The sequence below is a fragment of the Acidithiobacillus sp. HP-11 genome (assembly GCF_015100075.1).
GTDB classification, from domain to species: domain Bacteria; phylum Pseudomonadota; class Gammaproteobacteria; order Acidithiobacillales; family Acidithiobacillaceae; genus Acidithiobacillus; species Acidithiobacillus thiooxidans.
Window position 1 is genome coordinate 1 of sequence record NZ_JACKYY010000037.1, and the last position, 25,512, is coordinate 25,512.

The window sequence follows — 25,512 nt, forward strand, 5'->3', positions numbered from 1 at the left end:
CCCCAACGCCAAGGTAAACAGCTTGTCTTCGTCCATCATTAACCTTCCCTAGATCAGCAATGCCCTAAGACTACCGTACCCTCGTATCCACTCCAAGTAGCGAGGAGCCAGGAAGCTTTTGAAAAAGGGGCCATAGAGACGCTCACCTGGATGAAAGAAAATGTTCCGGGCATGATCGGCTGGATGGTCATGAAACAGTTTGGCGTTTCTGCCATTGGATCGCTTCAGCTTGATCCCAAAGGGATGCTGAAGGCCACACTGGGTGCCAACCCACCAGAGTACAACACCAACTATGGCAGCCAGGTGCCTGATAAGCCGCTGATTCCGGGACAGAAGCCAACGCAGTACTTGGTGCACATGGAATGGGAGTCTCCCGAACATGCGCATATAGGCATAGCCCATGCAATGCTGGATTACGAGTTGCGGCAGATTCACAATGAGGGCGTACTTGCTCATTTGGATAAGGGGCCTTACTACATGCTTTTTGAGCCCATGATGGAACAGGGACAATGGCGTAAAAAATTAGTAATTTAATGGCAAGCTGGAAAAGATCTGTCATTTTCACTTACAGATCTGAACTTTTCAAAAACAGCCCCTGGGGAATTGCTTCGTAATGGGTAATGATGGGGCTGTACATCATGACCAACTTAATTAAACCGCTAAATCAACAAGTTATGGCCGCAAATTGGTTTGATTCCGTTCACTACTAATTAAGGGGCAGGGCTGCGTAATCGACTTTCCCACCGCTGGCTAAAGTCGGTGGCTTCAAGCCACAGCTGAAAGCCGGATTCGTCGGCACCAAGACCGGAAGTGGACAAGGAAAGGACAAACCGCTTAAGATCAATATTCATATATAAATTATCTATTATGTAGTACATATTAAAATTTCAGATGTGGATTGCCAAGCGTGCTCAATCATTTTTTTACATTATGTCATTACCATACGTAATAACCTGCCCTCTTGATTAAGTGAGATTTTTTAGAATCAAAAACCCTACGCCTTGGGTTTAACATTCCACCCGACTTAAGGATCACTCAATTGAAGCTTTTTTCGCATGATCCGCGAGAGAATTATCTCCTTGCGGCGCTTCCCTCAAATACAGAGGCAGAATGGCTATTCCCTCAACTACAATTAGTGGAAATGCCCCTTGGCATGACTCTATACGAACCGGGTCGCCCGATCATGTATGCTTATTTTCCCACGACCACCATCGTCTCTCTGCTGTATCTTACAGAGGAAGGTGGATCGGCTGAGATCGCCATTATTGGTAATGAGGGCGTCGCCGGGGTTGATCTTTTTCTCGGTGGACAGTCGACGACCAGCCAAGCAGTTGTACAAAGAGCTGGTTATGGATATCGCTTGCGTGGTGAAGGACTCGTTACAGCCTTTACGCGGGGCGGCCCGATGCAACGCTTGCTGCTCAGATACACCCAAGCATTATTGACGCAAATGGCCCAAACAGTTGTATGTAACCGCCATCACTCACTGGACCAACAATTCTGTCGCTGGTTGTTGCTGAGTTTGGACAGATTGCCGCGCAATCAACTACAAATGACGCAGCAACTGATTGCGAATATGCTGGGTGTCCGCCGCGAAGGTGTTTCTGTGGCCGCCAAGAAATTACAAGATGCGGGCCTCATCCGTTATCATAGAGGTAAAATCGTGATCCTGGATCGTCCCGGACTGGAAGCGCGTGTCTGTGAATGCTATTCCGTGGTAAAACAGGCGACAGAACATCTGATGAACGATTTATGCATTCCGTAAAGGCGCCTGGACACCCGCAATCAGCCTCCCTTTAAAATCATGTGGTCGCAGTGGGTAATCGCTCATCGTTTCGTAATAACGCCTCAAACTGTTCAGCGGCTAAGGGACGGGAGAAATAGTAGCCTTGACCTTGGTCGCAATGCAAATTAACGAGTATTGCTTGTTGTTCTGCGGTTTCGATGCCTTCAGCAATCGTGCGTTTCTTCAGATTGATTCCCAAACTAATCACAGCGCTTACGATCGCATAACTATCCGGATGGTTTACCATTTTGCTGACAAAGGATTGATCAATCTTAAGGGCATAAATAGGGTACTGCTGAAGATAGCTGAGACTGGAATAGCCCGTACCAAAATCATCAATGGCAAGCTTGACCCCCATATCTACCAGTGCAGACAAGACGATATGATTGGATTCCGCATTGGTCATGAGTATTGTTTCAGTAAGTTCGAGCTCAAGCAATTTGGGATCCAAACCCGCTTCAGCCAGTGTTGTAGCCACATAGCCGACAAAATTCTTACTCTGAAACTCCAACCCGGAAGTATTGATAGCAATGGTCAGAGGTGGAAGCCCACTATCGTTCCAATGCTGGCCCTGGATACAGGCCTCGCGTAACACCCAGCGACCGATCGGCAAAATCAGTCCTGTCTCTTCGGCAATGGAGATAAAAACCTCAGGAAGCAGGAGTCCGCGCGTAGGATGCCGCCACCGCAAAAGTGCTTCAAACCCGATAATGTGACCCGTTGGAAGGCTTACAACCGGTTGGTAATAAAGGAGGAATTCCTGTCGTTCCAACGCAGCTCGAATATCTGCCTCGATCTGACGTCGTTCCAATGCGTTGGCTTGCATTTCCGGTTGAAAAAATCGGTAAGCCCCGCGCCCCTCACCTTTGGCGTGATACATCGCGGTATCCGCATTTCTGAGCAGCGTTTCTACATCCATTCCATCGACGGGGTAAAGACTTATTCCTATACTGACGCCGATATGTATTTCATGGCCGCCCAGCGAATGGGGTCGGGCTATCTCGGCAATAATTTTATCAGCAAATATTGAAACGTCTTCTAAACGCTCAATATCGGGAAGCAGTACCACAAACTCATCACCACCTTGACGAGAGATCGTATCGGAGTGTCGCAGGCAGGATCTCAACCGGTCCGCGACGGATCGGAGTAGATCATCCCCCAGTCCATGCCCCAAAGAGTCATTTACATATTTAAAGTGGTCCAGATCAAGAAACATGACCGCGAGCGGCTTGCCCTGCCGCCGTGCCACTTCGATGGCTTGAGATAAATGATCCTGCAGCAGCAAGCGGTTGGGAAGAGCCGTGAGTGCGTCATGCTGTGCGGTATAGTCCAGCTGATCACGAGCCACCTTTAATTGATCGGCTAGTTCATGGGCTTCAATAGTTGCTATCACCAATTGTGCATTGGTTTGTCGTAAAAGCAAAATCTGCTCATCGGAGAGCGTCAGCCGCGTTGCAATCGCCTCTTGATTCTGCTCCCGGCCTAACACCTTATGTTCTCTGGTGCCCATCGCCTCTTCCCGATGATGGATAGCACCCTCACGAACCTCTGCGACAGATTCTCGTGCTTCCACAATTTCTTCACGAACATCCAGCATGGCCTGCGCTTCGCTCTGGAGAGCATCCTCCCGGCGTTTGCCGATAAGTCCTTCGGCTGCTTCTGCATCTTGCAAGTGATCTTCCATGAGGTGATCTCCATCAGGCGGTTACATTTTCTGAACCGGGTGGTTTTTGTTCCAGAACAAGGTGTCCTGATAAAATCCCCGAGTAATTGGTGAGCGGCAAACCGATCTCGATCCCGTCGCTGGTAATGTCAAAGAAACGGATTTCTTTGCTGTGTGCGCTACCACGTACTTTGGCGACGGCCATCACTCGTGCCAGGCTGCCGCCCACCTCGATATACCGCTGCATGATGATGGCATCCGCCAAAAAAGCGCTGCCAAAGGGGCTAAAACGCAACTCCGTGTAACAATCCGCAAGTTCTGAAGTCATCAAAACGGCAACCCCCATACCCGTTAGCACGGCCACCATGCGATAGAGAGACCCGCGAAAGTCTTCATGGAATTCGGGTGCCAATATGAGTTCAAAGCCAGAAAGCGAATCAAGGACCACACGTTTTGCCTGCATCTGCAGAATTAACGCCACCAGATGGTGAAGTGTTTCATCAATCGATAAGCTCAGCGAATGGGCGTCAAAGAGGCCGACATGCCCCTTTTCAACCAAAGTGCACAGGGTATTATTCAATAGCTGACTTGGACTTTTTTCAAAGGCTGCTATCACTCCTGGCTCACCTTGACGCGCACCTTCGGCAAGAAATTGCGTGGCAAGAATCGTTTTCCCTGATCCTGATGGCCCCACTACCAGTAAGCCATAGCCCATTGGCAAGCCACCTCCGAGCATGGCATCCAGACCTGGCACACCCATCGGGATACGTTGTTCTTCTTTAATGACACTACGATAAGCCGCCGCAGAATGCTGCAAGGTCACTTCTGCTCGTGGAAAAATCGCTAACCCGTCGCTTTGAATACGAAAAGAGTGCAATCCCGTTTGCTGACTTTGTCCACGCATTTTTAAAACTTGTATTTTGCGCACCATAGTATCGCGATATAGGCTCTGAGTAAGCCAAATAATACCGTCAGCAACGGTAAATATGGGGCTGGAGTCCGCCTCAGGAACCGTATATTCCCCGATTAAAAAAGTGGTTGCCTGCCAACTTGTCATGGTAATCCCAAGCTGCTGTAAGAAACGCTGCATGGCACCAGGACTATTGGTGTTGTGGAGGCTTGAATCGGCCACAGAACGAAAGGAGTCTACGAAGACCAGACTCGGCGAAAAAGCTTGCACTTCCTCAGTAATCCGCTTCAACACCCGATCAAAATCACCTTGTAGGAGATCCTCCGCCAGGTTGACGTAACGGATGGAGGCATTCACTTTGGCCGCATCAAAAAAACTGAATTGCTGCTGATATCGCAACATTTTCAGAGACGGCTCACCCAGAACCGTAAAAAAAAGCGCACGATGATCCGGATCAGCCTGACTGAACATGATCTGATGGGCCAGAGTAGTCTTTCCACCACCAGGTACCCCGGCAATCAAATTAAAAGAGAACTCAGGAAGTCCCCCTCCCAATAAATCATCCAAACCGGGAACCCCGGTGGGCAACTGACGTATGATTACTTTAGAGTTCATGTTTAACCTTTAACCCGATGGTTCATGAGATTCTTCCAGGCAACTTCCAGAAGGCGCGTGGTCAATTGTTCGCCAATCAGCGTCGACAACAACTCTGTGAAAATAATCAGTAATTGTCTGTTTGTTTCGCGAAATTGCGAGGCGGTATTAGCGGATTCAGAGACCGCATCTGGCAATAGATTTTCAATCCCCAAAGCGCCCCCCTTCCTTGATTCTGTTGAAGACCTTTTTGCGAGAAATTGAGCCCGTGCATAGAGCGCATCGTATCCGTCCTGTCCCACTATAGAAATAATTTCAACGGCAAGACATTTCCAGAGATCCTTGACGAAATCTGTTATCTCCTCATCAGGACAGGTGTCCAAAAGCCTATTAATAGATTTCTGAATGATCAAAATGCCCGGTCTCCAATAACATTGAACATGTACGGCACACTGCTAAAGTATTACTGACGGTTCAACTGCCGGTCCGTAGAAAAGGTATACGAACATTTGAGATGCGAGAAAGGGCTCTGTTTTCAACTTGAGGTATAGGGTTCCTCGCTGTTTTAAGTGGGTAGCTTGAGATCCAGCTTACCCAGTACGAGGTAAGCCATGTTAATAAAATTCTTGTGGGTGCGATAGCCCCGTGCCCTGGATTTGGCGGACTGGAGCAGACTGTTGAAACCTTCCAGAGTGCCGTTACATCTGAGTAACGGCACTCTGGAAGGTTTCAACAGTCTGCTCCAGTCCGCCAAATCCAGGGCACGGGGCTATCGCACCCACAAGAATTTTATTAACATGGCTTACCTCGTACTGGGTAAGCTGGATCTCAAGCTACCCACTTAAAACAGCGAGGAACCCCATATAAACCGTTGAGGTAAATATTAGCCAATTCTCTTGCAGCCCAAGCGTTTCCCTGCAAAGCAGAACGATTCAGATATTTGAGCGCTTCTGTACCATCAATGTGCATTTTTTTTAATGCATAATGAGCAAGCATCTGACTTGACCATCCGTTTCCCATGTTGCTAGATTTTTTTAACCATGGGATGGCCTTTTCAGGTTGCGTTTTGCAGACCCAATATGCTGCATAAGCTTGGATATCTTCGTAATTCCCTTTGGCTGCGCCTTGGGACAACACCTGGATTGCGTGAGAGTCCTTATCAAAACATCCCCTGGATGCTTGGACGAGTGGGCCATGATAGTATTGGGTTGCCTGGCTAGATGCTGTCAGACTGAAAAATGCTATCAAAGCAATTATTGATTGAGAGACTGAACTCTCAATAAGAAATCTTTTTTTCATTTCGTTAATTCCCAAATGACTAAGAATTAGAATTTAACTGTCAATCCTCCAAAGACCTGTAGAGGTGCTCCCGCATAAGCAAATAACGAGGGCTCTTCCTGTGGATTGTATCCGCCAGTTGCAAGATAGATATCTGATTCATATTTTCTATTTAGTAAATTATATACTCCGAAATTGAAATCTGTTTCTTTAACACCGGGTATAATATGATTCAATGCAAATGTTTTGTAGCTGGCAGAAAGGTTCACTATGTTATATGCATTTATAGTTTGGTTTGTTGGTCCACCAGCGACATTGTTATATAGTGTTTGCCCTCCTGAATACTGATCCGTCAGAACAGGTTCTAGAACTCCGTATGGCATCCTGAATTTATAGGAAACTGAGACATTAAAAGAATAGTGAGGTATCCCTGCTAATCTCATTCCGTTAAATGATGTTCCGGAGTTATTGTAATCTTGAGTATAATAAGAATGTTGAACATTTGCAGACCCATACACATATAGTTGCCAGATTGGACGCCATTTTGCATAAATATTGACACCTTGGTATATGGCATTACCCAAATTGTAACCTGATGCATTGAATTGTGTTATAGACCCAGAAACACCATTCAAAAGGTTGGTCAAATAATCATGATAATAATTGATTCCTATGTTTGCGCTTTTATCATGAAATCTTATACCAGCTTCGTAATCTACTGCTTTTGTTACAGGTATATCGGCGGGATTAATTTCAATCTTTTGTAAGTAAGCTCCATATGCCAAGTCTGTTTCATTCTGATAAGTTTCGCTGTAATTTGCATATACAGAAAAGTTCTTCAGGAATTTGTAATTAATTCCTAATGATGGTTCTAATCGTGTGAAGTTTGTTTTCGCACCCGGTGTTTCAGTTAGGTATAGTGATTTGCTTTCAGGGTTAATTAAATCACTCATGGATGTATAGAAACCTGCTAGAGCAAGTCCTGGTGTTATACGCAAATGATCATCTAATAACTTGATGGTATCCTGCGCATAAAGATTGCTGAATAATGTATTAAATTCTACGTTATTGTATACATAAGGGTTATCTTGTGATGTGCCCAGTAATGGATTCCAGAGATCTTCATTCGTATTATATTGTTGATATGATAACCAACCACCGAGGTTGATATCATTGTAATGAGAATGAAGGTTAACACCTAATCGATCGCCGAAAGAGTTACTAGTCGGAGCATAGTGTTCTGCTGCTTCTGGATTAAAGGTAGTTGCTCCGTAATTAAAGTAAGCCTGATGCAGTCGATATGCATGACGATACCAAGGTGTATTTTTGAGAGTCCATCCCTCACCCAAATTAAATATCTGCTGTGAATACAATATGTAAGAATCAACTATGTCATCTTTGTACCATAAATCTGATGATGGTACGTAATAGTAACCACTTGTTTGCTGGCTTAATAATTGACCAGGTTTTCCGTATCCATTAACAGTATATCCAGCTATCGGTGTTACTGGTACAGTGAGACTATGTGTTGCATCTGATTTTTCGTAATAAAAGCCAAATGTTAGCATGCCATTTGAAAATGGATGTGCTGTTTTCATATAAACTGACCAAGAGTGCTGTGGCCAATTGCTTGGACCTTGATAAAAAGAATCTGCACTTGTATAGCCACCAGCCAATACTGTTGACCATCCATAAAAATCACCAGTATTCAATGAAAAGCTGGCAGTTTTGCTACCATAGCTGCCAAATGATAAATTTGCTTTGGCATTTTCCTTTGCGGTTGGTTGTAATGGAACAAAGTTAATTGTTCCGCCCAGGCTATCGTACCATCGATCCTTCGGATTTCCAGGTCCGTAAATTACATTGACTCCATGAATCATTGATAAAATTGGAATTTGACTTGAATTCCATTGACCATCATTAGTAATTTGATTATTCATTGGAATTCCATCAAATAAAATGCTTATCTGATTTCTATAGGTATTCCCGCTCCACCATCCAATACCCATTCCATTTATAGTGATGTTATATCGGCCCGAGCCATTTTGTGGATTTTCACTCATAATATGAACGCCTGGTGCAGTTGCTAAAAGTTCTGCTGCGCCTGCATTTGGGCTTATCATTTTTTTATTTTCTGTGCCAAGAACAATGGCTGATTGAGTTTCTTTGAAAATATGTTTGTTGGTATATTTAGTGTCCAATTTTTTAAGATTTTTTTGAGTAGGTGTTTGTTTTACGTTTGCTGACCCACTTACTTCGCCTACATTTATCGGTGTATTTGAATCTGCTATTGCCTGCAAGGGTGTGCTAATAATAAACCCAGCTATTACCATGGCGAAATATAATGGTTTAATTGATTTGTTGAACATTTTGATTTTTCCTTGATAGGATGGATGAGATGTAATGTTTCCGCACTTTATTTACTCTTCGCCGCTATCCCGATATCACTCACCCCCGCCTTCTGGCAGCGGTCCATGACATGGATGAAATCCTGAAAGGGCACGCCCTTGTCATCGGCGATGGTGATCTGGGTCTTGCCGGGGTCACCGTCGCTGGCGAGCATTTTCTCCAGACCATCCAGGTCGTAATGATGACCCTTGACGTTCACCGACCCATCTTTCTGAATGTTGATGGTGAAATGCGGACGCGGCAGACTCTGGGCTTCACTGGAAGTGGGCAACTGCAGATTGAGCCCTTTGTCAGGAATCATCTGCAAAGTAATCATGATGAAAAACACCAGCAGGAAGAGCATGATGTCAATCATTGGAATGATTTCGACCCGACCCTTTTTCTGCTCGAAATAGCGTCTTTCCATTATCCCGCCCTCGCCACGGCCACCGCTTCAGCATTGGGGCGGCCTTCGGTGTCAAAGGTCACGACCGGCTGACCATCCATGCGGTTGATGAGCATGGTTTTCACCGAGTCCAGTTGCAGCAGAATCATGCGCACCTGATTGTTGAAGGCATTAAAGGTCAACAAGCCGAGCATGGCGATGAACAGGCCGGAGGCGGTAGATACCAGCGCATCGGCAACACCCCCCGTGACCTGCATGGGCGCGTGCCCCGGCTGGGCCAGCACTGAAAACGCATGAAACATACCGATGATGGTCCCGAACAAACCGAGCAGGGGAGCCAGGGTAATAATGGTGTCCAGCAACCACAGGCGACGGTCCAGTTTCGGCGCGATGACCAGCACGCTTTCTTCCAGGCGGCTGGCGAGGGCTTCGCCTTTCACCTGACCACTATGGGCGGCAGCAGTGCGCAGCAGAGCAGCCTCGGGCAGGTCGCCCGCATCTTCTGCCAGGGTATTGAGAGCTTCGCGGTCCAGACGGCCATGACGCCCCAGTTCTTGCACAAATACCAGACCGCGCAAAATGGTCCGCCGCAGGTACCAGAAGCGATCCACCATCACGGCCAGTTCCACCAGCAGCATCAGGCCCAGAATGTATAGAACCCCGTCCGAATAGTTGGCGAGGTGAATGAGATATTGGAGGTTCATCAGAAAAGCACCTTGTAACAATGAAGGTGCTACCTTAACAAACTAATGTGACAGTTTTATGAACCTTTTATGACAATTTCACATCAAATGATTTTTTTTGCGGCAAAGTCAGCCGATAACCAAAACCATGCACGGTTTCGAGCCATTCTCCGGCGCCAGCCGCCTCCATATATTTACGTAATCGGTGTACCTGAGCGGCAACGGAGTTTTCCTGAATGAATTTTTGACCGTCACTGAGGACATTGGCAATTTCCGAGGCCGTAAATGTCCGATCTGGATGCAAAGCCAGATAATGGAGAAACCGGAATAACCTTCGGCTCAATCTGATTTCAGAACCGTTCAAGCGGATTCGACTGCTTTCAGGATTGATCCAGATATAAGGATCTTGCCGGACTTCAGTATTCTCCCAATGATGGCCGTTTTTTAACAGGGTTCCTATCTGGGCGCGTAAAACAGATTCCGTCACCGTATCCGCCAGATAGGCGCTGGCACCGGCATCCAGTGCGGACATGGCATGAGCTTCGTCATCGGCACCCAATGCCAGAACGCATAAGTGCGTACAAACCGGAAGGGATAATAATTCATTCAGCCATGGCGCCATATCCACAGTCCAATCCGTAATAATCAGCAAAACCGGATGCCAGCGTTTAATGAGTGGTAAAACATCACGTTCTTGACCATTCAACGCTTTGACAAAAGCGCCGGAGCGCTGTAACCGTAAAGCCATCTTATCGGCTGGATTACCTGCAGAAAATATCAGAATTCTGGAACCGACCAGCGTGCTGAGGTTTTCCACTTTAGCAGCCGTCATTAATAGCAGGGCATCTGTCATATGCATCGCATGATGAAGCACCCCACCGACCAGGGTATAAAACATATTCGCTCCTGATTTTTTTGATTAATCAATAACTGCGCACTTTCCGGAAAAAAATTTACGCACATCTTTTTCCGCAAAAGGCATTCATTTATAAAATCAGGCAGGTAAAAAACCTGCCTGATGATTCATCATGAAAACCTCAGGAAGGCGTCATCCCTGCAGAGATATTCTTGCGCATCGGCACCACAATATCTTCACCACTGGCTTCTTCAAGAGATTTACCAGCAGGCTCCTTGAGGCAAAAAGCCGTGAGCAGCAAACCAGCCAGAGCAAAAAAGAAAGTGATCATCAAAGTTCCATGCAAACCATAATCATGCAGCAAGATCGGGAAAATCAGAGCGCCCAAAAAAGCACCTACTTTGGCTGTTCCTGCAGACAGGCCATGTCCGGTAGTCCGTAAATTGACCGGGAAAAGCTCTGCAGCCAGAACAAAGGTGGTGGTATTGGGGCCATATTCCGCAAAAAAGTAGGAAACCCCGTAAAGCACAAGAAAAACACCCACAGATTCAGTCAGCACCGGGAAAGCACCAATCAGCAGAAACATCAATCCCATCAGAAAAAATCCCAGCATCTGCAGGGTTTTATGACCGACACGATCAATCGTAAACGCCGCCAGAAAATAACCGGGGACAGCAGCAATAGCAAATACCATCAAACTCAAAGCCGTACTGGTCACCACATCGGCATGCGGGGCAATATGCGACATGATCATGGGCGTGGAAATGGTATTTCCATAATAGGCATAGTCGAACATGAACCAGCCACCGGCTGTACCCAGCAGGGTCAACCAGTAACGGCTCAGGGGTTGTTTGACAATTTTATCCTGAACTGTAGCCGTGGCCGTTCCCAAGCTGAATGAAGCCAGTTGCTTGCCTGCGGCTACGGCATCGCCTTTGACACGGGCCAACCAGCGCGGAGATTCGGGTAGGGTACGACGAATATAGATAACGGCGGCCGCCGGTAAAGCTCCCAGTCCCAGCATCAGACGCCAGGCCAGATCATGATTCACACCCGCCGCCAGCAGCGTTAGAGCCACTACCGGACCTGTTACCAAACCAATGGCCTGGGCTGAAAAAACCAGGCTGACCATGCGACCACGGGATTTGACGTTCGCATATTCGCTCATCAGCACAGCAGAGAGCGGATAATCTCCACCAATCCCCAAACCCAGAATAACGCGGGCGATGAGCAGCACCGTCACATCCGGCGCAAAAGCGGATAGGAGTGCACCGACGGTCATCAACAGTGCTTCAAGGCCGTAAATGGCCTTGCGGCCCAGCCGATCCGCCAGGGTACCAAATACGTAGGCACCCACAAAAGTGGCGATGAGCGAAATGGAACCAATCAGCCCGACTTCGGCTGCGCCCAAGTGCCACTCACTCTTGATCAGTACCAGGGCGGTACCAATAATGAAAAGATCATAAGCAGAAGTGAAAAAGCCCATTGCGGACGCAAACATGGCTTTAAGATGAAACGGACTGAAACTGACAGAGTTGAGTGCATCTGCCACATTGTTTTGTGTTGAACTGCCTTGCGGTGTTGCCATCGTGGTCTCCTTTCTAGTCTTGACCTTACGATAGGCTACACCCCAATTATGACCGTATTGTGAACTTTTTATGACACTTTTATGACAGTTTCCCCATGCCCTACTGTAGGGGGATGGTTTCCTGAGATGGCTGCTGCGGCGCCGCTTCTGCAGGAACATTATCTTGCGCAGGCGGGAGACTCGTCGGCGCTGTCGCACTGGCAGCCAAACCCAAATGCTGGGAAAGCAGCTTCTGAAACTGCAAGGACATCGATTTGTTACCCAAGGTACCAATACGAATATTCGCCTTGGTGACATCCGTTGCCATGGAGGTCAAGGTTACCCGCACAGTATCTCCTTCCGTGGTCATCCCTTCTAACAGATATTTGGAAGGACTTTTGCGGATTTCACCATTATAGCGTATGCCCATGTCTGCAAATGCCGCCTGAGAAGCAGCGCTTACCCGATTCATGGAAGCTGGATAGTACGCATAAAAATTGGCGACCCCGCCATTTTGCACATAGGCTACAGCGCCACCACCAGCACCGGCAGCCACGAGAGCAACGCACCCCCCCAAGGGAAGGGCGGAGACCGCAGCAGCCAAAGCCAAATAGGTAAAACGTCTTTGAATCAACATGTACCTGCTCCTCCATACCACCTGAAAGCCAAATACAGAAAAGCCCGGATCAACCGGGCCGTTCAAATCATATTTGGTACCGAGAGTCGGACTCGAACCGACACGATGTCACCACCACCGGATTTTGAGTCCGGCGCGTCTACCAGTTCCGCCATCCCGGCAAAATAACATTATTGATAATACCACCAGAACCCATAGGCTTCAAGAGCTGTCCATGCCCTACAATCTATTTCAGCCCAGAAAAACCAACCCACTGTCATAAAAGGTTCACAGAACTGTCATCATACTGTCACATTAGCATTGTAAATTATGAACAACAATTAAATAACCAAGCGTAAGCCCAAAACAACTGTTTGAAATAAATACCGCCCTCTTCTGACCGCACGGTAAGCTCAGATGAGATATGGCAGGGTTTAAGGCAATGCAAACTTGAAAATTGCGTTGTTAGGGTTTTTTGCGTCAAACACTAACGGAAGGGAGCCAGTCATGATCAATCGTCGTAAGAAAGTACTTTATCTTGCCATTATTAGCGCCACTGTGAGCCTCTACGGCATCAATGCAGAAGCTGATGAATCCTTGGGGACTGTAACCGGAACGGCTACAGCCAGCAACGATTTCTTCGGTAGCAGTCCTAATGTCAATACCGGAGAAACGCCCAAAAGCGACATCCAGCGCATCCAGAAATTCAATAAAAAAGCCACCAATCAGGAGACCCTGATCACCCGGGGGCAATTTGAAATGTTGGCACCCACCGACTCCTATACCCAGGTATTGAACAATATGCCCAACGCCATGGTCGTCAGCAGTGGTGACAGCATGGATGGCGATGACGTTTACATCAACGGATTCGGCAAATCACTGATCAATTTTACCTTGGATGGTATCCCGCTCAATGATAATGACAGTTATACCTATTATACCAACGAGTTTATCCCCTCTGTACTGATAGCCGGCACCAAATATTATCCCGGCGCTGAATCCGCAGCGATCCCCGGGCTTTCTGCTTTCGGAGGCTCCGTAGAAACCTACAGCCTCAAGCCTTCGCCATCACCGTTTGTGCGGCCTATTGTTGGAGCTGGATCTTTTGGTAAATACAATGTCGGCGGTTTGATCAACACCGGTCTTTTTGCCAAAAGCTTTGCCCCAACCTCGGCGTGGATCTATGTGAATAAAATCCAACGGGATGGGTACTTTCAAAATAATGCTGCCCTGCAAAATCAGTTTTTATTCAAATCTGTCACCCAGATCGGACCCGGTGCCCTGACTTTATTTTTCTCTCAAAACAATCAACGCTTCAACTATTATAATGGCGCCACAGCAGCGCAAATTGCCCAATACGGACAAGATTACAACAGTTATACCAGCAATCCTCTACTCCCGGACGGCAAGGCTAATTATAATTACACGGGATATAACTATAACCAGTACCTGAACTGGCTGGGCTACGCCAAATATGAAGGCGAAATTGGCAAGGTCAAGTTTTCCGATCAATTATACTATTACTACGGAAATGGATTCAGCGCCAGCGCAACTACATATACCCAGACACTACTGACACCAGCAGGGACGATTGGCAGATTTTCTCCTGCAAGGAATGGCGTTTTACTGGGAAATAGCGTTAACAATACTCATCGCTGGGGGAATCTGGCCCGCATCATCTATCCGCTTGGTCCGGTCAGCACAGAACTGGGTTTCTGGTTCAATCATAATAATACACTGCACGATTCCCGTTATTTCAGTGCCAGTAACACCTATCTTGGATCTTCCTATTCGGAGCCGGTGGTCACCAACACCTATCAGCCCTATATCAACTTAACTTACAAGCCTGTTGATGCACTTACCCTGGCTGCCGGTTTTAAATATCTTTATGTCACCCGGGATTTTAAAAATACAGTGGCTCTGGCGCAAAACAAGCCTGGTCAATTCAATGTGAATTTCGGCTCGGTATTACCTTCTGTGGGTGCCAATCTGCGCATCACCGACAATTGGCATGCATTTGCCAATTTTACCCAAAATACCAATCCTCCAGGATACAACCAGTTTTATACCGGAACCTACAATGCCGAGCTTAAACCCCAGAAAGCCAACACCTACAGCCTCGGTACACACTGGGACATCGGCCCCTGGAGCTCCAGTCTCCAGGCCTTCCGCGTCGATTTCCAGAACTACATTTTAAGTACGACCATACTGGTTGGATCGCTGAATCAGACTGTGCTGGCAAACGCGGGTACGGCCATAAATCAGGGCCTCTCCTGGCAAAATAACGTCGTGCTGAACGATATTTTCAGTGCCTACGCCAACTTCGGCGTCCTCGACGCCCGTTTAACCTCGTCTCATCAGCCTTTTCCCTATGCTCCGCATCATACCGAGGCACTGGGGTTAATTGCCCGTTACCATGGCCTGAGAGCAACAGTTTCCTTACATGAGATGGGGCAGTCGTACTACAACCTGGGTGGAAAATTTCTGCCTTTGGGTAGTCGTTTCTTTGCGGACGCTTCTCTACGTTACACCTTCAGAAATGCGCCCCTTGGCCAGTCCCTGGGCTTCAAAAATGTGACTGCCAGCCTCAACCTGAACAATTTGTTTGATCGCCGCTTTGTACAGAGCTATACCGGCAGCAGCAGCAATCCAAATCTGAAGCTCAACCTTCCCACCAATGTTTATGCGAGTATTGATGCCACTTTTTAAGTAGTCATTATTCAGCACAACCTCTCCAGATCATTCTGGAGAGTCACTTTTAAGAGAGTAAACGAACATGGACTTTGCAACTATTGCCAGCATTGCCGCCAAATCCGGCGGTATTCTTTATATCATGCCTGTACTCCTTTTGATCGTTTTATGGGTGAGCATAGAACGTTTTTTGTTTTTAAGCCGCATGAGTCGCCTCGGCGAAAAAATGGCGAGCACTCTGGAACAACTTCCGGACATTAAGGAGCAAAGCCTGCGTCCTCTGGCGGATTCTGCCGAATTTCCATTCCGCGCATTGCTCCAGATCCCCATCCGTTTCCCCAATATCAAGGACAGCGCGCAGCTTTCTGAGATTCTTCAGGAAGCGGTCATGCGTCAGGTCCCTTTGCTGGATAAGCGTCTTTGGCTCCTGGATACCACGGTTACCCTGGCCCCCCTACTGGGTCTTCTGGGCACCATTATCGGTATGTTTCATGCCTTTCAGATTTTAAACAACGTGGCCAACAATCCCACGGCCATTACCGGAAGTGTTGCTGAAGCCCTGATGGCCACTGCAGCCGGTCTGGTCATCGCCATTATCGGTCTGGTCAGTTTTAATGGTCTGCAAAACCAGATGCGTTTTGTTGTACACCAAATGGAAACCTTACGCAGCATGCTCATCAATCGTATGTCCGGACTGGACCATAGTCATGCCCTGAATGCTACCGAGACCCAGCCTGTCATTTATGCGGCGAAAGAGGCCTGAGTCATGCAATACCTCGAAATGAAAAAAGGGCGTGTCGAGATTATCCCGATGATTGATATCATGCTATTTTTGCTGATTTTCTTCATCATGATCACCGTCCACATGATTCCCAGCCAAGGACTACCAGCGCACCTTCCCGGTTCCAGTTCTGCTCAGGAATTACCCAAACCCAAAGTGGTATTGACCCTACATGCCGATGGCAGCCTGGAAATCAAGGACAAAACCATCACTCTTCAGGATCTCGAAACCCAATTGCGCCAGGGGGGGAACCCCTCAGAAACCCAGGTAACCATTGCCGCCGATAAAGGTGCCGACATTCAGGCCCTGGTAAAAGTCATGGATGCCTGTCGTCATGCCGGCGTCACCGCAATCGGCCTTGCCGCCAAACCCGTGTCATGATGTCCGCAGATTTGCGTCCGCTGGGAAGTCTGGTCAAGGCACCAAGTGGTAACGGCAACCTCAAGGCGCTGGTGATTGCAGCCGCCATTGAATCGGCTTTTGTCGCTGTACTGATCTGGCAAAGTGCAACACAGACTCCCCCACCGGCAGCCATCAATGCCCCCGTTACCATCAGCCTGGTGCCACCCGCTCCGCCCAAACCGTTGCCACCCACGCCCAAGCCAAAGGTACAACCAAAGCCCGTACCGCGACCGACTCCACGACCAACGCTACGGCCGGTTCCACACCCTGTTGCCAAACCCCAGGAGAAAATTCCGGTGCCACCATCACCATTGCCCAGCCCGGTGCAAGCTCCGGCACCCAAAGTCATAGCGACACCACCGCCTCCCCCGCAGAGTCCTGCTCCGGTAAGCCCGGCCGTGCGCGAGGACTATCTGGCACAAGTAAAAGGCGCCATTCAGGCAGCGGTCCGTTTTCCGGAATCTGCAAAAATGCTGGGTGAAAATGGACGGGTACAGTTGCACTTTTTCCTTCATAACGGCCAGATTAGTGAGGTGAAAATCATGCAAAAAGGAAGCATGAGTGCCTTCGATAACGCCGCCATTGCCGCCTTGCGCAATGCCCGCCTGCCCACCGTCCCCGCAGGTCTCAAGGACAAAAGCTTCGATTTGAGCATCTGGGTGGAGTTCAAACTTAGTGATCAAAACGAATAATCCTTAACAGACCCGGATGATTGCAGCTATTTAGACCACAGTCACAGAAGCTGAAATATCCGGGGTAAATATCTTATTCCAAGAGGGAGCCAATACCGATGTACATTTCGCGTAGAAAATTTATAACTCACTCAGGGCTGGGTTTAGGGCTTGGTCTCAGCCTGCCCGTGACCGCTTTTGCCATGCCGGTGCCGGTCCGTGCCACGAGCCTGCATGCCGGGCCCATGACCGGTTATCCGGCGCAACGCTCAGCCAACATCTGGATGCAGACTTTGGGACCTGCCAGGGTGAGTATCGCTTATTGGCCCGTCCATCAACCGCATTTACGTGAAAACAGCAGCGAAATAAGCACCAGCGCCAGGGAGTTTTATACCGCCTTGCTCACCTTGGATGACCTTGCCCCGAATACAACCTACCAAACTGAAATACAATTGGACGGCAAAACCTGGAGCGGAAAAAATCTGCAAATACATACCCCTGAACTCTGGCAATGGCGTCATCCCGCTCCGGATTTCAAAGTCCTCACGGGGTCTTGCGCGTACATCAACGATCCGCAATATGATCGGCCGGGCAAAGCATATGGGGGTGGGTACGAAATATATGATCCCATGACCGCTGAAGCCGCCGATATGATGATCTGGTTAGGAGATAATCTTTATTTTCGCGAAGCCGACATTCAAAGTCCTGCAGGAATGGCCATGCGCTACTGGACGGATCGCGCCTTTCCGCCTTTGAAAAAGTTTCTGCAATCTACGCGACAGATAGCTATCTGGGATGATCATGATTACGGAGCCAATGACAGCGACAGCAGTTTTGTCCTGAAACAAAGTGCACTCCGCCTTTTTCAGAGTTATTGGGCGAATCCCTCTTATGGCCTACCAGGAATACCCGGGGTATTTACCCAGTGCACCCTGAATGATGCCGATTTTTTTCTGCTGGATGATCGCTGGTATCGCGATGCAGATGCTGCCCACTTGTCACGCGGCAAGCAAATGTTTGGCAAAGCGCAAATGGATTGGTTAAAAAACGCCCTGCTCAGCTCTCGTGCGCATTTCAAAATTATTGCCGCAGGTGGCCAACTTTTTAATGATGACGATGCTTATGAAGGCTGGAATTTATATCCGGAAGAACGTCAGGATTTTATGGACTGGCTCCAGAATAATCAGATCAGGGGATTATTGTTTCTTTCGGGAGATCGGCATATCAGCGAATTAATGCGCCGACCCCGCCCGCATTACTCCGGCAAACACGATTATCCCCTCTGGGAACTCACCAGCTCTCCACTCAACTCAAGTCCGGCCAAAGGAGACGCCAACCCCTATCGAGTGCCAGGGACATTGATACAAGCCAGAAACTACTGCAGCATTGAATTCCTCGGCAAGGGCGCGGGGCGTCATCTACTCCTGAGTTGCAAATCCACCGAGGGTAAGACCCTTTGGGAACATCAAATCAGCAGCGCCGATCTGGGCTACATCTGAGCCAAAAAACCAACATCTTCTAACGGCACTGGGCCTGCAGCCTTTGCCGCGACTTTGGCCCGCGCCGTTGTTGTTCCTGGTGGAATCCTGAATTTCGCAGCCTCAAACGGGCCAGGATAATTCTGCGCATAAACCACCCCCAGCCCCATTCATCAGACGCAGGCGCATGCCTTGTGCTTCGGCCAGCTGGCGGGCAATAGCCAGGCCTAATCCACTTCCCTCACCATGCCCTCTGGCATCATCCAGACGAATAAATGGCTCAAAAACCTTTTCCATCTCGATTTCCGGAATTCCCGGACCGGCATCACAGAGCCGGATCAGAACCTGGTTGGCCATTTTTCTGAACTCCACGCGAACTTCTCCGCCGCCGTAGCGTATGGCATTATCGAGCAAGTTGGACAACAAACGACGTAAAGCTTCCCGATCTCCCCGAAAAGCATAACGGCGAGGCAACTGGGCATGCCATCGCCCCCCTGCCCGCTCAAAATCGGCGCCAACTTCTTGCAATAAAACCATCAAATCGAAATCTGCCACTTTGGCCGCCATACCGCGCCCCAGATCCAGCGATTGTGCCAGCAGCGCGTCCATGCGCTCGATGTCCTGCAACATGCCATCGTGCAAATGCCGGGGAGTATTTTCCGGAAGCAGTTCCCAAGCCATGCGCAATCGGGCCAAAGGCGAACGTAAATCATGGGAAATGCCCGTCAATAAAAGAGACTGGTGATTAATCATTGCCTGCAAACGCGTGCGTAATTCAGCAAAAATATCGAGAATATTTTGAAACTCATAGGCTCCGCTGGGTGGCAAGCTTGGCAATGGCGCTTTGAGCGAGCTTTGAAGAGCTGTAGAGATAACATCCAGCGGCTTTAAAACCCTGCGTACCAGAATCATGGTCAAAACCACCAGCGCCAGGGTCGAAAAGACCAAAACAAAAATCATGGCGATAGGCAGTGATGAAGCGAGGCGCCCCCGATCAAAATGCACCCAGATGGTTTGTCCGGAAATGTTTACCGGCACCCAGAAAGTTCGTACCGCGCCACCCAAGACATCTACGGGAACGGGTTTTCCCAGACGTTTACTGAGTGCCTGGCTCAAAAGCCAGCCATAAATATGGCCATGCGTATGTTTGATTGTACGGTCCAGTTGCGCCGAAATTTCTACCCCATTATCGGCACGCAGGCTTTCCAGAAAAGCCGGTCGTTTTTCGGGCGAAAGCTCGGTGTAGGTTTTAGCGCTGATCACAATCAGACCGGCCAGATCTTCCGCCGATCGTTCTGCCAATGGATAAAGCACGGTCAAAACAACTATCACCAAGGTAAGAATCTGTAAAATGACAATACCCGGCCCCAGCGTCCAGGCCGTCTGCGAAAATAAATTTCTGCCCCGCCGCAAAGTCATGGACCCGGCACAAAACGATAGCCCAAGCCACGCTCTGTCTGCAAAAAACGCGGTTGGCGGGGATTTTCTTCCAGTATTTTTCGTAAGCGGGTTACGCGTACATCAATACTGCGATCAAAGCGTCCATCTTCTTCGCCGCCCAAAAGTTGCAACAGCAAATCTCGGCTCAAAATACGTTTTGGTCGTTGTGCAAAAACCAGCAATAAATCCATTTCCGCCGGGTTGATGTCCACCTCAGCATCGCCTCGATATAGCCGGCGCTCCAAAATCTGCAGGTGAAATTCTCCGATCTCTACCTTGTCAGCACCTTCATCCTTACCGCTACGCCGTAACAGTACGCGCAAGCGCGCCAACAATTCCCTGGCGTTAAAAGGCTTGGCCAAATAGTCGTCCACCCCACTTTCGAGACCCAGAATGCGCTCGTCATCCTCTCCCCGGGCCGAGAGCATCAGAATGGGCGGGCCGCCTTCCTTGCTGCGTAACTCTTTGGCCAGACTGATGCCATCCTGTCCTGGTAACATCCAGTCCAATACGATGACATCTATTGGGCCAGCAAGCAGGTGTTGACGCATCTGCTTGCCATTGGCTGCCAACAAAACCGCAAGTCCCTGTGCTACCAGATACTCCCGTAGCATGTCTGCAAGCCTTTGATCATCATCCACTATCAACACGACCGCCATAACCTGCCTCGCTTGTTCTTCCCTGTGAAGCACAGTGCCCCATCAGGAAATATTCCCGAAATATTTACCGCCTACTATAACACCATAGGCAGCAGCGGTACCCAAACCAAAAGATAGAGTGGAGCGCGTTTTTCAGCAAGCCGGTAAATAATAAAAACGGTTATGCTTTCAGGTTTGTAGCGGTTGTTTTGCGGCTATTAGACGGATCTTTGATCCGTCTTTTTTTATGGGCGCTGTGAACAAGCAAACGGGCCTTCAAAAAAAATCAAACAGGGTATTTTGCGGAAATATTCCAGAAACAAAACGTCCGTATTATGCAATCCATGGCGAGGGCGCAACGTACCCAAACCTCACAGAAAGAGGGAGCGCTTTAAGAATTTTATGCACCGTCGGCCCGAAGGCCGCAGTGCTTTAGGTATGAAACAGTTTTGTAGCGGTTGTTTTGCGGCTATTAGACGGATCTTTGATCCGTCTTTTTTTATATCGTGGTTATCATGCTACACTATTGTTGCTTGTTCAACAAGGATGTCGTATGGACCCCAAAAACCAACGCTTAGTCTGGGTGGATCTTGAAATGACCGGTCTGCACCCTGAGCAGGATGAAATTCTTGAAATCGCCAGCATTGTCACCGACAACCAGCTTCGCATTATCTGCGAAGGGCCGGTGCTGGCCGTGCATCATCCCGACACTGTGCTGGCCAAAATGGATGACTGGAATCAGCGTACCCATGGTCAATCCGGGCTGATTCAGCGGGTGCGAGAAAGTCGCCTGGATACCCAGGCCGTGGAAACCCAGACCCTGGATTTTCTCAGCGCGCATGTTGCTGCCGGAACTTCGCCCATTTGCGGCAATAGTGTTTGCCAGGATCGGCGTTTTCTGGCACGACTGATGCCCCGACTGGAGCGCTTTTTTCACTATCGGATGATTGATGTCAGCACGCTTAAAGAGCTGACTTCCCGCTGGTATCCCGGCTTCCCGAGATTTCCCAAAGCAGAAAAACATGAGGCCCTGGCGGATATCCGTGAATCCATTGACGAACTGGCTTACTATCGGGAGAAGATCTTTCCGCAGCTTCTGGAGTCTCCTGAAAAGTAGATCCCGTTATTTTACCGGTGCCGGAAGATTCTGGATCAGCTCAACCCGTACCCGCACTTCCAGATTTTCTGCCAGAACCTTGCAAAGCAGGTAGTCTCCCTCCGGACTTTCCTGCCACTCCAGGGGCATAACGACTTCCATGTAATGAATGCCCGTACTTTCATCCGCCCAGTGCAGGCGCATTTGTTCTGATGTTAGTATGGCAATTTGCAAGCGTTCGGCAATCTGGCGCGGAGTAGATGCAATCTGGGTCACGGAGGCTCCTCAATAGTGAAAATTGATCTTTTCTACGAACTTGCTGTTCCCGAACATCAGGGCCGCAGCGAAGCCCAAGTTTATCACGAAACGCTAGACGAACTCAGCCTGGCGGACCAGCTGGGTTTTCATGGTGCCTGGCTGGTAGAGCATCATTTCATGCGCGAGTATTCGCATTCCAGCGCCCCCGAAATCTTTCTGGCTGCTGCCAGTCAACGTACCAGCAAATTGCGCTTGGGACATGCTGTTGTGGTACTGCCTTATAATCACATAATCCGGGTTGCCGAACGGGTTGCCGCCCTGGACATTCTCAGCAATGGTCGTCTGGAGCTCGGCGTTGGTCGCGGCTTTTCTCCCAAGGAATATCAACTTTTCGGCAGCCAAATGGCCGACAGCCGCCAACATATGCAGGAAGGTTTGCAAATTCTTCGTGCGGCTGGAGGACCTGCTTTCAGCCACAAGGATAAACTTTATCAGTTTGAAAATCTGGATATATTACCCAAACCCATCCAGAGACCTCACCCCCCCCTGTGGACAGCAGCCGTCAGTCCCGCCACCTTTCAGTGGGCCGCTCAGGAAGGCATCGGGGTACTCTCCGGACCCTTCAAGCCCTGGTTCATGATCAAACAGGATTTACGCGCTTATAAAAAGAGCTGGCAACAGCAACATGGTCAAGGCCCTTTGCAGGCCGGACAAAATAATGGATTTGCCATGACCATTGGTTGCCTTTGCCTGGAAGATGCCGCTGAAGCCAGACGGCTGGCTGAGGGATTTACCTGGTACTATCAACGCTTGCTGGATCAGACCAGGCCGGTTCTCGCGCAATTGCGGGAAAGCTATGAATACTATCACCGGCTCGGCTTCCTTGAGCCCCTGCTGCGGCGCGGCCTGAGTTTACGCATGCTCGAAAGTATGGGCATGGTGGTGGTCGGTGATCCGGAAACCTGTCGAAAGAAGCTTTCCAGATATGCACGTGCCGGAGTTGATCGCCTGATTCTGGCGGTTGGCGCAGGCATGGTGCCCAGTGCAGTTACCCGGCGTTCCCTGCAACTGCTCGCGGAAGAAGTCATTCCTTTCCTGAACCCGCCGGAAGCTCGCTGATGCGGGTCATGGTTACTGGTGCTGCTGGTCATACGGCTGCAGCATTACTTCCGGTTCTCGTGCAACGGCCGGATATTCAGCAGGTGATTGCTGTTGATATTCACCCGCCCGCTTTTAGCTCTGCCAAAATGCGCTACTTCAGCATGGATATTCGCGACCCGTGTCTTGCAGAGCAGCTGGCAGGCATCGACCAGATCATTCACCTGGCTTTTGTGGTTCTCAGCCCCCGTCTGGGGCCGCAAAACCGTTGGCGCAGCGAGATGCGCGACATCAATCTGCGCGGTAGCCAGCACCTTTTTCAAGCAGCGGCCAGCGCCGGCGTGCGACATGTCATTTACACCAGCAGTGTTGCCGCATACGGTGCCTGGCCCGATAATCCCATTCCCTTGGATGAAAACTGGCCCTGCCGGCCGGTGCCCGGTTTTGCCTATAGTGAAGACAAGGCGGCACTGGAATCCTGGCTGGATATTTTCTCCGCCCAACAACCGGCATTGGCAGTTACCCGATTGCGTCTTCATGCCATCATCGGCCCCCATGGGCAAAAACTGGTAAACGCCATTGCGACCAGCCCCTTTAATGTACGCATGAAGAACCCGGGTCTACCCATCCAATGTCTGCATGAAGAAGATGCGACCAGCGCCATCATTGCTGCTCTGGATCACGCCCATGGTGGAGTGTTCAATATTGCCGCAGCAGAACCTGTCCCGTGGTCCAGCATTCCGCGCCGCTGGTCTTTACCATTGAACCCGGGACAGTTACATCGCATCCATCGCCGTCTGCGGCCCTTCAATCGGGCTTTGGGTGATCCGGGCTGGCTTCAGGCTCTGGAAAATCCGCTCATTGTCGATACCCGCCGCGCTCAAGAGACACTTGGCTGGCAAGCCCGCTACTCCGTCAGCGAAGCACTGTCCTCCCTACGTCAGGCCCAGGGTCTCAGTCCGCTTAAAGCTTGGAGGGTCTCCTAGACCATGGCACAATAGCGCATGACTTTTGCGTCCAACATCCCCGTCCAGGCCCGGATTCAGCGCCATCATGATGCGCTGGTCAAACGCTTGTCTGCACATAGCAGCCAATACCGGGATCCGGTCAGCACCATCCCCTGGGAAAGTCTGGATGCTGACAGTGCCTGGCTGCCGGATTCCCTGGTTTCCCTTTATGGGCTCCCGGAATACGAGCAGCTCAGCGTGGATGAACGCACCCGGCTTTCGCAGGTGGAATTTGTTTCATTTTGTGAGCTGGGCCTCTGGCTGGAGGCACTGTTCATCCAGCGACTCAGTGCCAACTCCCTGCACGAGATGTATCGCGATCCCCAGGGCTATCATTACCAGCTTCACGAACTGCGTGAAGAAGTCGGGCATAGTCTCATGTTTCTGGAGCTCCAGCAGCGTTCCCATCTGCCGTTTATGACCCCTCTTGGGGAGCGTCCGCCCTTGGCACGTCTGTTCGCCCGCTACGCTCCAGAGGGTTCTGCGGCTTTTTGGGCGACTATTCTCATCGGCGAGGATGTGCCCGATCGCATGAACCGCCTGATTTTCGCCCGTAAGGATCTTCCTTCTGCCGTGCTCGCCATTACCCATGTGCACATGCGCGAGGAAGCGCGGCATATGGCTTTTGCCCGGACGACCATCCAGATGCGCAGTCAGGCCATGCATAGCCTGAAAAAAAAGGCTATCAGCCCGGTGTTGCGCGAAGTATTCCGACAGTTTCTGCGCACCTGCTTTTTCCCCTCAGAACAAGTTTATGCTGCGGCCGGCCTGAGCCATCCCCGGGTCTGGGCGCGTCGCGCCCGTCACAATCCGCACCGGATTGCATTGATGAACCAGTGTGCAAACCCCAGTCGTGACTTTCTGCGCACCCAAGGCTTTGCCTTGTGATTTTTTTCCTCCTGCTATAATTTGAGAACCATGAAAAAAACCATGCTGTTTGAACTCGGATCCATCTACGTTTCCCCGGATGCCCAGGCCATTTTTGAGTCTGGCGAGCTGGATCCACAGGAATTGCTCCGGCGTCATGTTACTGCCGATTGGGACGAAGCCAGTGACCCGGAGGTTGTGCGTGCCAGTGAAAAGGCCATCCAGAGTGAAGGGGTTATAGTCAGTTCCTGGCAGATCAGTGGTTATACGGTCTGGATCCGGACCGATTCCAGCAGAAAAACGACCATCATCGACTTACCACTTGAATCCTGAGGTGT

At 49.5% G+C, this 25,512-nt stretch carries 24 protein-coding genes, 1 tRNA gene and 3 pseudogenes; 13 read left to right on the forward strand and 15 right to left on the reverse strand.

Annotated elements, in window-relative coordinates; all coding sequences use genetic code 11:
- Positions 1–117: 117 nt before the first annotated feature.
- A pseudogene (locus tag H7F08_RS11055) lies at positions 118–534 on the forward strand (sulfur oxygenase reductase family protein); the annotation flags it as partial.
- A gap of 505 nt (positions 535–1,039) precedes the next feature.
- Positions 1,040–1,765, forward strand: a complete 726-nt coding sequence (locus tag H7F08_RS11060) for a Crp/Fnr family transcriptional regulator (RefSeq protein WP_031572447.1) — start codon at positions 1,040–1,042, stop codon at positions 1,763–1,765.
- 37 nt (positions 1,766–1,802) lie between these two features.
- On the opposite strand, the gene H7F08_RS11065 is transcribed toward H7F08_RS11060, so the two are convergent.
- The 4 genes and pseudogenes from H7F08_RS11065 to H7F08_RS11080 form a co-directional block, all read right to left on the reverse strand.
- A complete protein-coding gene (locus tag H7F08_RS11065; protein WP_051690623.1) occupies positions 1,803–3,470 on the reverse strand; it encodes a putative bifunctional diguanylate cyclase/phosphodiesterase in 1,668 nt (555 codons plus the stop codon).
- Between the two features lie 13 nt (positions 3,471–3,483).
- Entirely contained in the window at positions 3,484–4,974 is a 1,491-nt protein-coding gene (locus tag H7F08_RS11070) for an ATPase domain-containing protein (protein WP_031572445.1), read from the reverse strand.
- Positions 4,975–4,976: 2 nt separating this feature from the next.
- A complete protein-coding gene (locus H7F08_RS11075; RefSeq protein WP_031572444.1) occupies positions 4,977–5,366 on the reverse strand; it encodes a hypothetical protein in 390 nt (129 codons plus the stop codon).
- Between the two features lie 152 nt (positions 5,367–5,518).
- Positions 5,519–5,653 (reverse strand): annotated as a pseudogene (locus H7F08_RS11080) (transposase); the annotation flags it as partial.
- 4 nt (positions 5,654–5,657) lie between these two features.
- Here H7F08_RS11080 and H7F08_RS11085 point away from each other — a divergent pair.
- A pseudogene (locus tag H7F08_RS11085) lies at positions 5,658–5,798 on the forward strand (transposase); the annotation flags it as partial.
- On the opposite strand, the gene H7F08_RS11090 reads toward H7F08_RS11085, so the two are convergent.
- From H7F08_RS11090 to H7F08_RS11125, 8 genes are all read right to left on the reverse strand, one after another.
- The gene (locus H7F08_RS11090) at positions 5,782–6,252 is read right to left on the reverse strand and encodes a hypothetical protein (protein WP_193640578.1); all 471 of its coding nucleotides are present in this window, start codon (positions 6,250–6,252) and stop codon (positions 5,782–5,784) included. The pseudogene H7F08_RS11085 and the gene H7F08_RS11090 overlap by 17 nt on opposite strands.
- Positions 6,253–6,278: 26 nt before the next feature.
- Positions 6,279–8,600: a TonB-dependent receptor gene (locus H7F08_RS11095; RefSeq protein ID WP_193640579.1), complete on the reverse strand. Its 2,322-nt coding sequence runs from the start codon at positions 8,598–8,600 to the stop codon at positions 6,279–6,281.
- Between the two features lie 47 nt (positions 8,601–8,647).
- A complete protein-coding gene (locus tag H7F08_RS11100) occupies positions 8,648–9,046 on the reverse strand; it encodes an ExbD/TolR family protein (protein WP_193640580.1) in 399 nt (132 codons plus the stop codon).
- Entirely contained in the window at positions 9,046–9,729 is a 684-nt protein-coding gene (locus tag H7F08_RS11105) for a MotA/TolQ/ExbB proton channel family protein (RefSeq protein WP_031571231.1), read from the reverse strand. The genes H7F08_RS11100 and H7F08_RS11105 overlap by 1 nt, the downstream gene beginning before the upstream one ends.
- 67 nt (positions 9,730–9,796) lie before the next feature.
- Positions 9,797–10,606, reverse strand: a complete 810-nt coding sequence (locus tag H7F08_RS11110; protein WP_031571229.1) for a winged-helix domain-containing protein — start codon at positions 10,604–10,606, stop codon at positions 9,797–9,799.
- A gap of 139 nt (positions 10,607–10,745) precedes the next feature.
- Positions 10,746–12,152 carry an MFS transporter gene (locus H7F08_RS11115; protein WP_193640581.1) on the reverse strand — a complete coding sequence of 469 codons (1,407 nt, stop codon included), beginning with the start codon at positions 12,150–12,152 and terminating at the stop codon, positions 10,746–10,748.
- Between the two features lie 100 nt (positions 12,153–12,252).
- A complete protein-coding gene (locus H7F08_RS11120; RefSeq protein ID WP_081577466.1) occupies positions 12,253–12,768 on the reverse strand; it encodes a DUF3568 family protein in 516 nt (171 codons plus the stop codon).
- Positions 12,769–12,842: 74 nt separating this feature from the next.
- Positions 12,843–12,929, reverse strand: a tRNA-Leu gene (locus tag H7F08_RS11125).
- Positions 12,930–13,254: 325 nt separating this feature from the next.
- Here H7F08_RS11125 and H7F08_RS11130 point away from each other — a divergent pair.
- The 5 genes from H7F08_RS11130 (at position 13,255) to H7F08_RS11150 (ending at position 18,791) form a co-directional block, all read left to right on the forward strand.
- Positions 13,255–15,456 (forward strand): TonB-dependent receptor, encoded by a 2,202-nt coding sequence (locus H7F08_RS11130; protein ID WP_193640582.1) that lies wholly within the window; start codon positions 13,255–13,257, stop codon positions 15,454–15,456.
- Positions 15,457–15,523: 67 nt separating this feature from the next.
- Entirely contained in the window at positions 15,524–16,201 is a 678-nt protein-coding gene (locus tag H7F08_RS11135; RefSeq protein ID WP_024894603.1) for a MotA/TolQ/ExbB proton channel family protein, read from the forward strand.
- Positions 16,202–16,204: 3 nt separating this feature from the next.
- Positions 16,205–16,600: an ExbD/TolR family protein gene (locus H7F08_RS11140; protein ID WP_075323159.1), complete on the forward strand. Its 396-nt coding sequence runs from the start codon at positions 16,205–16,207 to the stop codon at positions 16,598–16,600.
- A complete protein-coding gene (locus H7F08_RS11145; RefSeq protein ID WP_226842554.1) occupies positions 16,597–17,313 on the forward strand; it encodes a TonB family protein in 717 nt (238 codons plus the stop codon). The genes H7F08_RS11140 and H7F08_RS11145 overlap by 4 nt, the downstream gene beginning before the upstream one ends.
- Positions 17,314–17,411: 98 nt before the next feature.
- Positions 17,412–18,791: an alkaline phosphatase D family protein gene (locus H7F08_RS11150; RefSeq protein ID WP_031571214.1), complete on the forward strand. Its 1,380-nt coding sequence runs from the start codon at positions 17,412–17,414 to the stop codon at positions 18,789–18,791.
- A gap of 102 nt (positions 18,792–18,893) precedes the next feature.
- Here the strand turns inward: H7F08_RS11150 and H7F08_RS11155 are convergent, their stop codons facing one another.
- Both H7F08_RS11155 and H7F08_RS11160 read right to left on the reverse strand, forming a co-directional pair.
- Complete coding sequence (locus H7F08_RS11155; protein ID WP_010640407.1) at positions 18,894–20,189, reverse strand: sensor histidine kinase; 1,296 nt, start codon at positions 20,187–20,189, stop codon at positions 18,894–18,896.
- A complete protein-coding gene (locus tag H7F08_RS11160) occupies positions 20,186–20,869 on the reverse strand; it encodes a response regulator (RefSeq protein ID WP_024894606.1) in 684 nt (227 codons plus the stop codon). The genes H7F08_RS11155 and H7F08_RS11160 overlap by 4 nt, the downstream gene beginning before the upstream one ends.
- A 532-nt stretch (positions 20,870–21,401) precedes the next feature.
- Here H7F08_RS11160 and orn point away from each other — a divergent pair.
- Positions 21,402–21,965, forward strand: coding sequence for an oligoribonuclease (gene orn, locus H7F08_RS11165; RefSeq protein ID WP_031572198.1), 564 nt, complete (start codon positions 21,402–21,404; stop codon positions 21,963–21,965).
- A 6-nt stretch (positions 21,966–21,971) separates the two neighbouring features.
- Here the strand turns inward: orn and H7F08_RS11170 are convergent, their stop codons facing one another.
- On the reverse strand, positions 21,972–22,220 hold the full coding sequence (locus H7F08_RS11170) for a hypothetical protein (RefSeq protein WP_010640400.1): 249 nt from the start codon (positions 22,218–22,220) through the stop codon (positions 21,972–21,974).
- Positions 22,221–22,235: 15 nt separating this feature from the next.
- Between H7F08_RS11170 and H7F08_RS11175 the strand changes: the two genes are divergently transcribed.
- The 4 genes from H7F08_RS11175 to H7F08_RS11190 are packed head-to-tail and all read left to right on the forward strand — an operon-like array spanning position 22,236 to position 25,507.
- Positions 22,236–23,321 carry an LLM class flavin-dependent oxidoreductase gene (locus H7F08_RS11175; RefSeq protein WP_031572199.1) on the forward strand — a complete coding sequence of 362 codons (1,086 nt, stop codon included), beginning with the start codon at positions 22,236–22,238 and terminating at the stop codon, positions 23,319–23,321.
- Positions 23,321–24,286 (forward strand): NAD-dependent epimerase/dehydratase family protein, encoded by a 966-nt coding sequence (locus H7F08_RS11180; RefSeq protein WP_024894608.1) that lies wholly within the window; start codon positions 23,321–23,323, stop codon positions 24,284–24,286. Before H7F08_RS11175 ends, H7F08_RS11180 begins: the two co-directional genes overlap by 1 nt.
- Positions 24,287–24,304: 18 nt before the next feature.
- The gene (locus H7F08_RS11185; protein ID WP_031572200.1) at positions 24,305–25,195 is read left to right on the forward strand and encodes a diiron oxygenase; all 891 of its coding nucleotides are present in this window, start codon (positions 24,305–24,307) and stop codon (positions 25,193–25,195) included.
- 30 nt (positions 25,196–25,225) lie between these two features.
- The gene (locus tag H7F08_RS11190; RefSeq protein WP_010640394.1) at positions 25,226–25,507 is read left to right on the forward strand and encodes a hypothetical protein; all 282 of its coding nucleotides are present in this window, start codon (positions 25,226–25,228) and stop codon (positions 25,505–25,507) included.
- Positions 25,508–25,512 lie beyond the last annotated feature (5 nt).

Excerpts from the sequence above, each read along its gene's own strand:
- H7F08_RS11185 (WP_031572200.1), top strand. The coding sequence starts at position 24,305 with ATGACTTTTGCGTCCAACATCCCCGTCCAGGCCCGGATTCAGCGCCAT.
- H7F08_RS11090 (WP_193640578.1), bottom strand. The coding sequence starts at position 6,252 with ATGAAAAAAAGATTTCTTATTGAGAGTTCAGTCTCTCAATCAATAATT.
- H7F08_RS11065 (WP_051690623.1), bottom strand. The coding sequence starts at position 3,470 with ATGGAAGATCACTTGCAAGATGCAGAAGCAGCCGAAGGACTTATCGGC.
- H7F08_RS11105 (WP_031571231.1), bottom strand. The coding sequence starts at position 9,729 with ATGAACCTCCAATATCTCATTCACCTCGCCAACTATTCGGACGGGGTT.
- H7F08_RS11140 (WP_075323159.1), top strand. The coding sequence starts at position 16,205 with ATGCAATACCTCGAAATGAAAAAAGGGCGTGTCGAGATTATCCCGATG.
- H7F08_RS11190 (WP_010640394.1), top strand. The coding sequence starts at position 25,226 with ATGAAAAAAACCATGCTGTTTGAACTCGGATCCATCTACGTTTCCCCG.
- H7F08_RS11145 (WP_226842554.1), top strand. The coding sequence starts at position 16,597 with ATGATGTCCGCAGATTTGCGTCCGCTGGGAAGTCTGGTCAAGGCACCA.
- H7F08_RS11130 (WP_193640582.1), top strand. The coding sequence starts at position 13,255 with ATGATCAATCGTCGTAAGAAAGTACTTTATCTTGCCATTATTAGCGCC.
- H7F08_RS11095 (WP_193640579.1), bottom strand. The coding sequence starts at position 8,600 with ATGTTCAACAAATCAATTAAACCATTATATTTCGCCATGGTAATAGCT.
- H7F08_RS11155 (WP_010640407.1), bottom strand. The coding sequence starts at position 20,189 with ATGACTTTGCGGCGGGGCAGAAATTTATTTTCGCAGACGGCCTGGACG.
- H7F08_RS11120 (WP_081577466.1), bottom strand. The coding sequence starts at position 12,768 with ATGTTGATTCAAAGACGTTTTACCTATTTGGCTTTGGCTGCTGCGGTC.
- H7F08_RS11110 (WP_031571229.1), bottom strand. The coding sequence starts at position 10,606 with ATGTTTTATACCCTGGTCGGTGGGGTGCTTCATCATGCGATGCATATG.
- orn (WP_031572198.1), top strand. The coding sequence starts at position 21,402 with ATGGACCCCAAAAACCAACGCTTAGTCTGGGTGGATCTTGAAATGACC.
- H7F08_RS11150 (WP_031571214.1), top strand. The coding sequence starts at position 17,412 with ATGTACATTTCGCGTAGAAAATTTATAACTCACTCAGGGCTGGGTTTA.
- H7F08_RS11135 (WP_024894603.1), top strand. The coding sequence starts at position 15,524 with ATGGACTTTGCAACTATTGCCAGCATTGCCGCCAAATCCGGCGGTATT.
- H7F08_RS11160 (WP_024894606.1), bottom strand. The coding sequence starts at position 20,869 with ATGGCGGTCGTGTTGATAGTGGATGATGATCAAAGGCTTGCAGACATG.
- H7F08_RS11115 (WP_193640581.1), bottom strand. The coding sequence starts at position 12,152 with ATGGCAACACCGCAAGGCAGTTCAACACAAAACAATGTGGCAGATGCA.
- H7F08_RS11180 (WP_024894608.1), top strand. The coding sequence starts at position 23,321 with ATGCGGGTCATGGTTACTGGTGCTGCTGGTCATACGGCTGCAGCATTA.
- H7F08_RS11100 (WP_193640580.1), bottom strand. The coding sequence starts at position 9,046 with ATGGAAAGACGCTATTTCGAGCAGAAAAAGGGTCGGGTCGAAATCATT.
- H7F08_RS11070 (WP_031572445.1), bottom strand. The coding sequence starts at position 4,974 with ATGAACTCTAAAGTAATCATACGTCAGTTGCCCACCGGGGTTCCCGGT.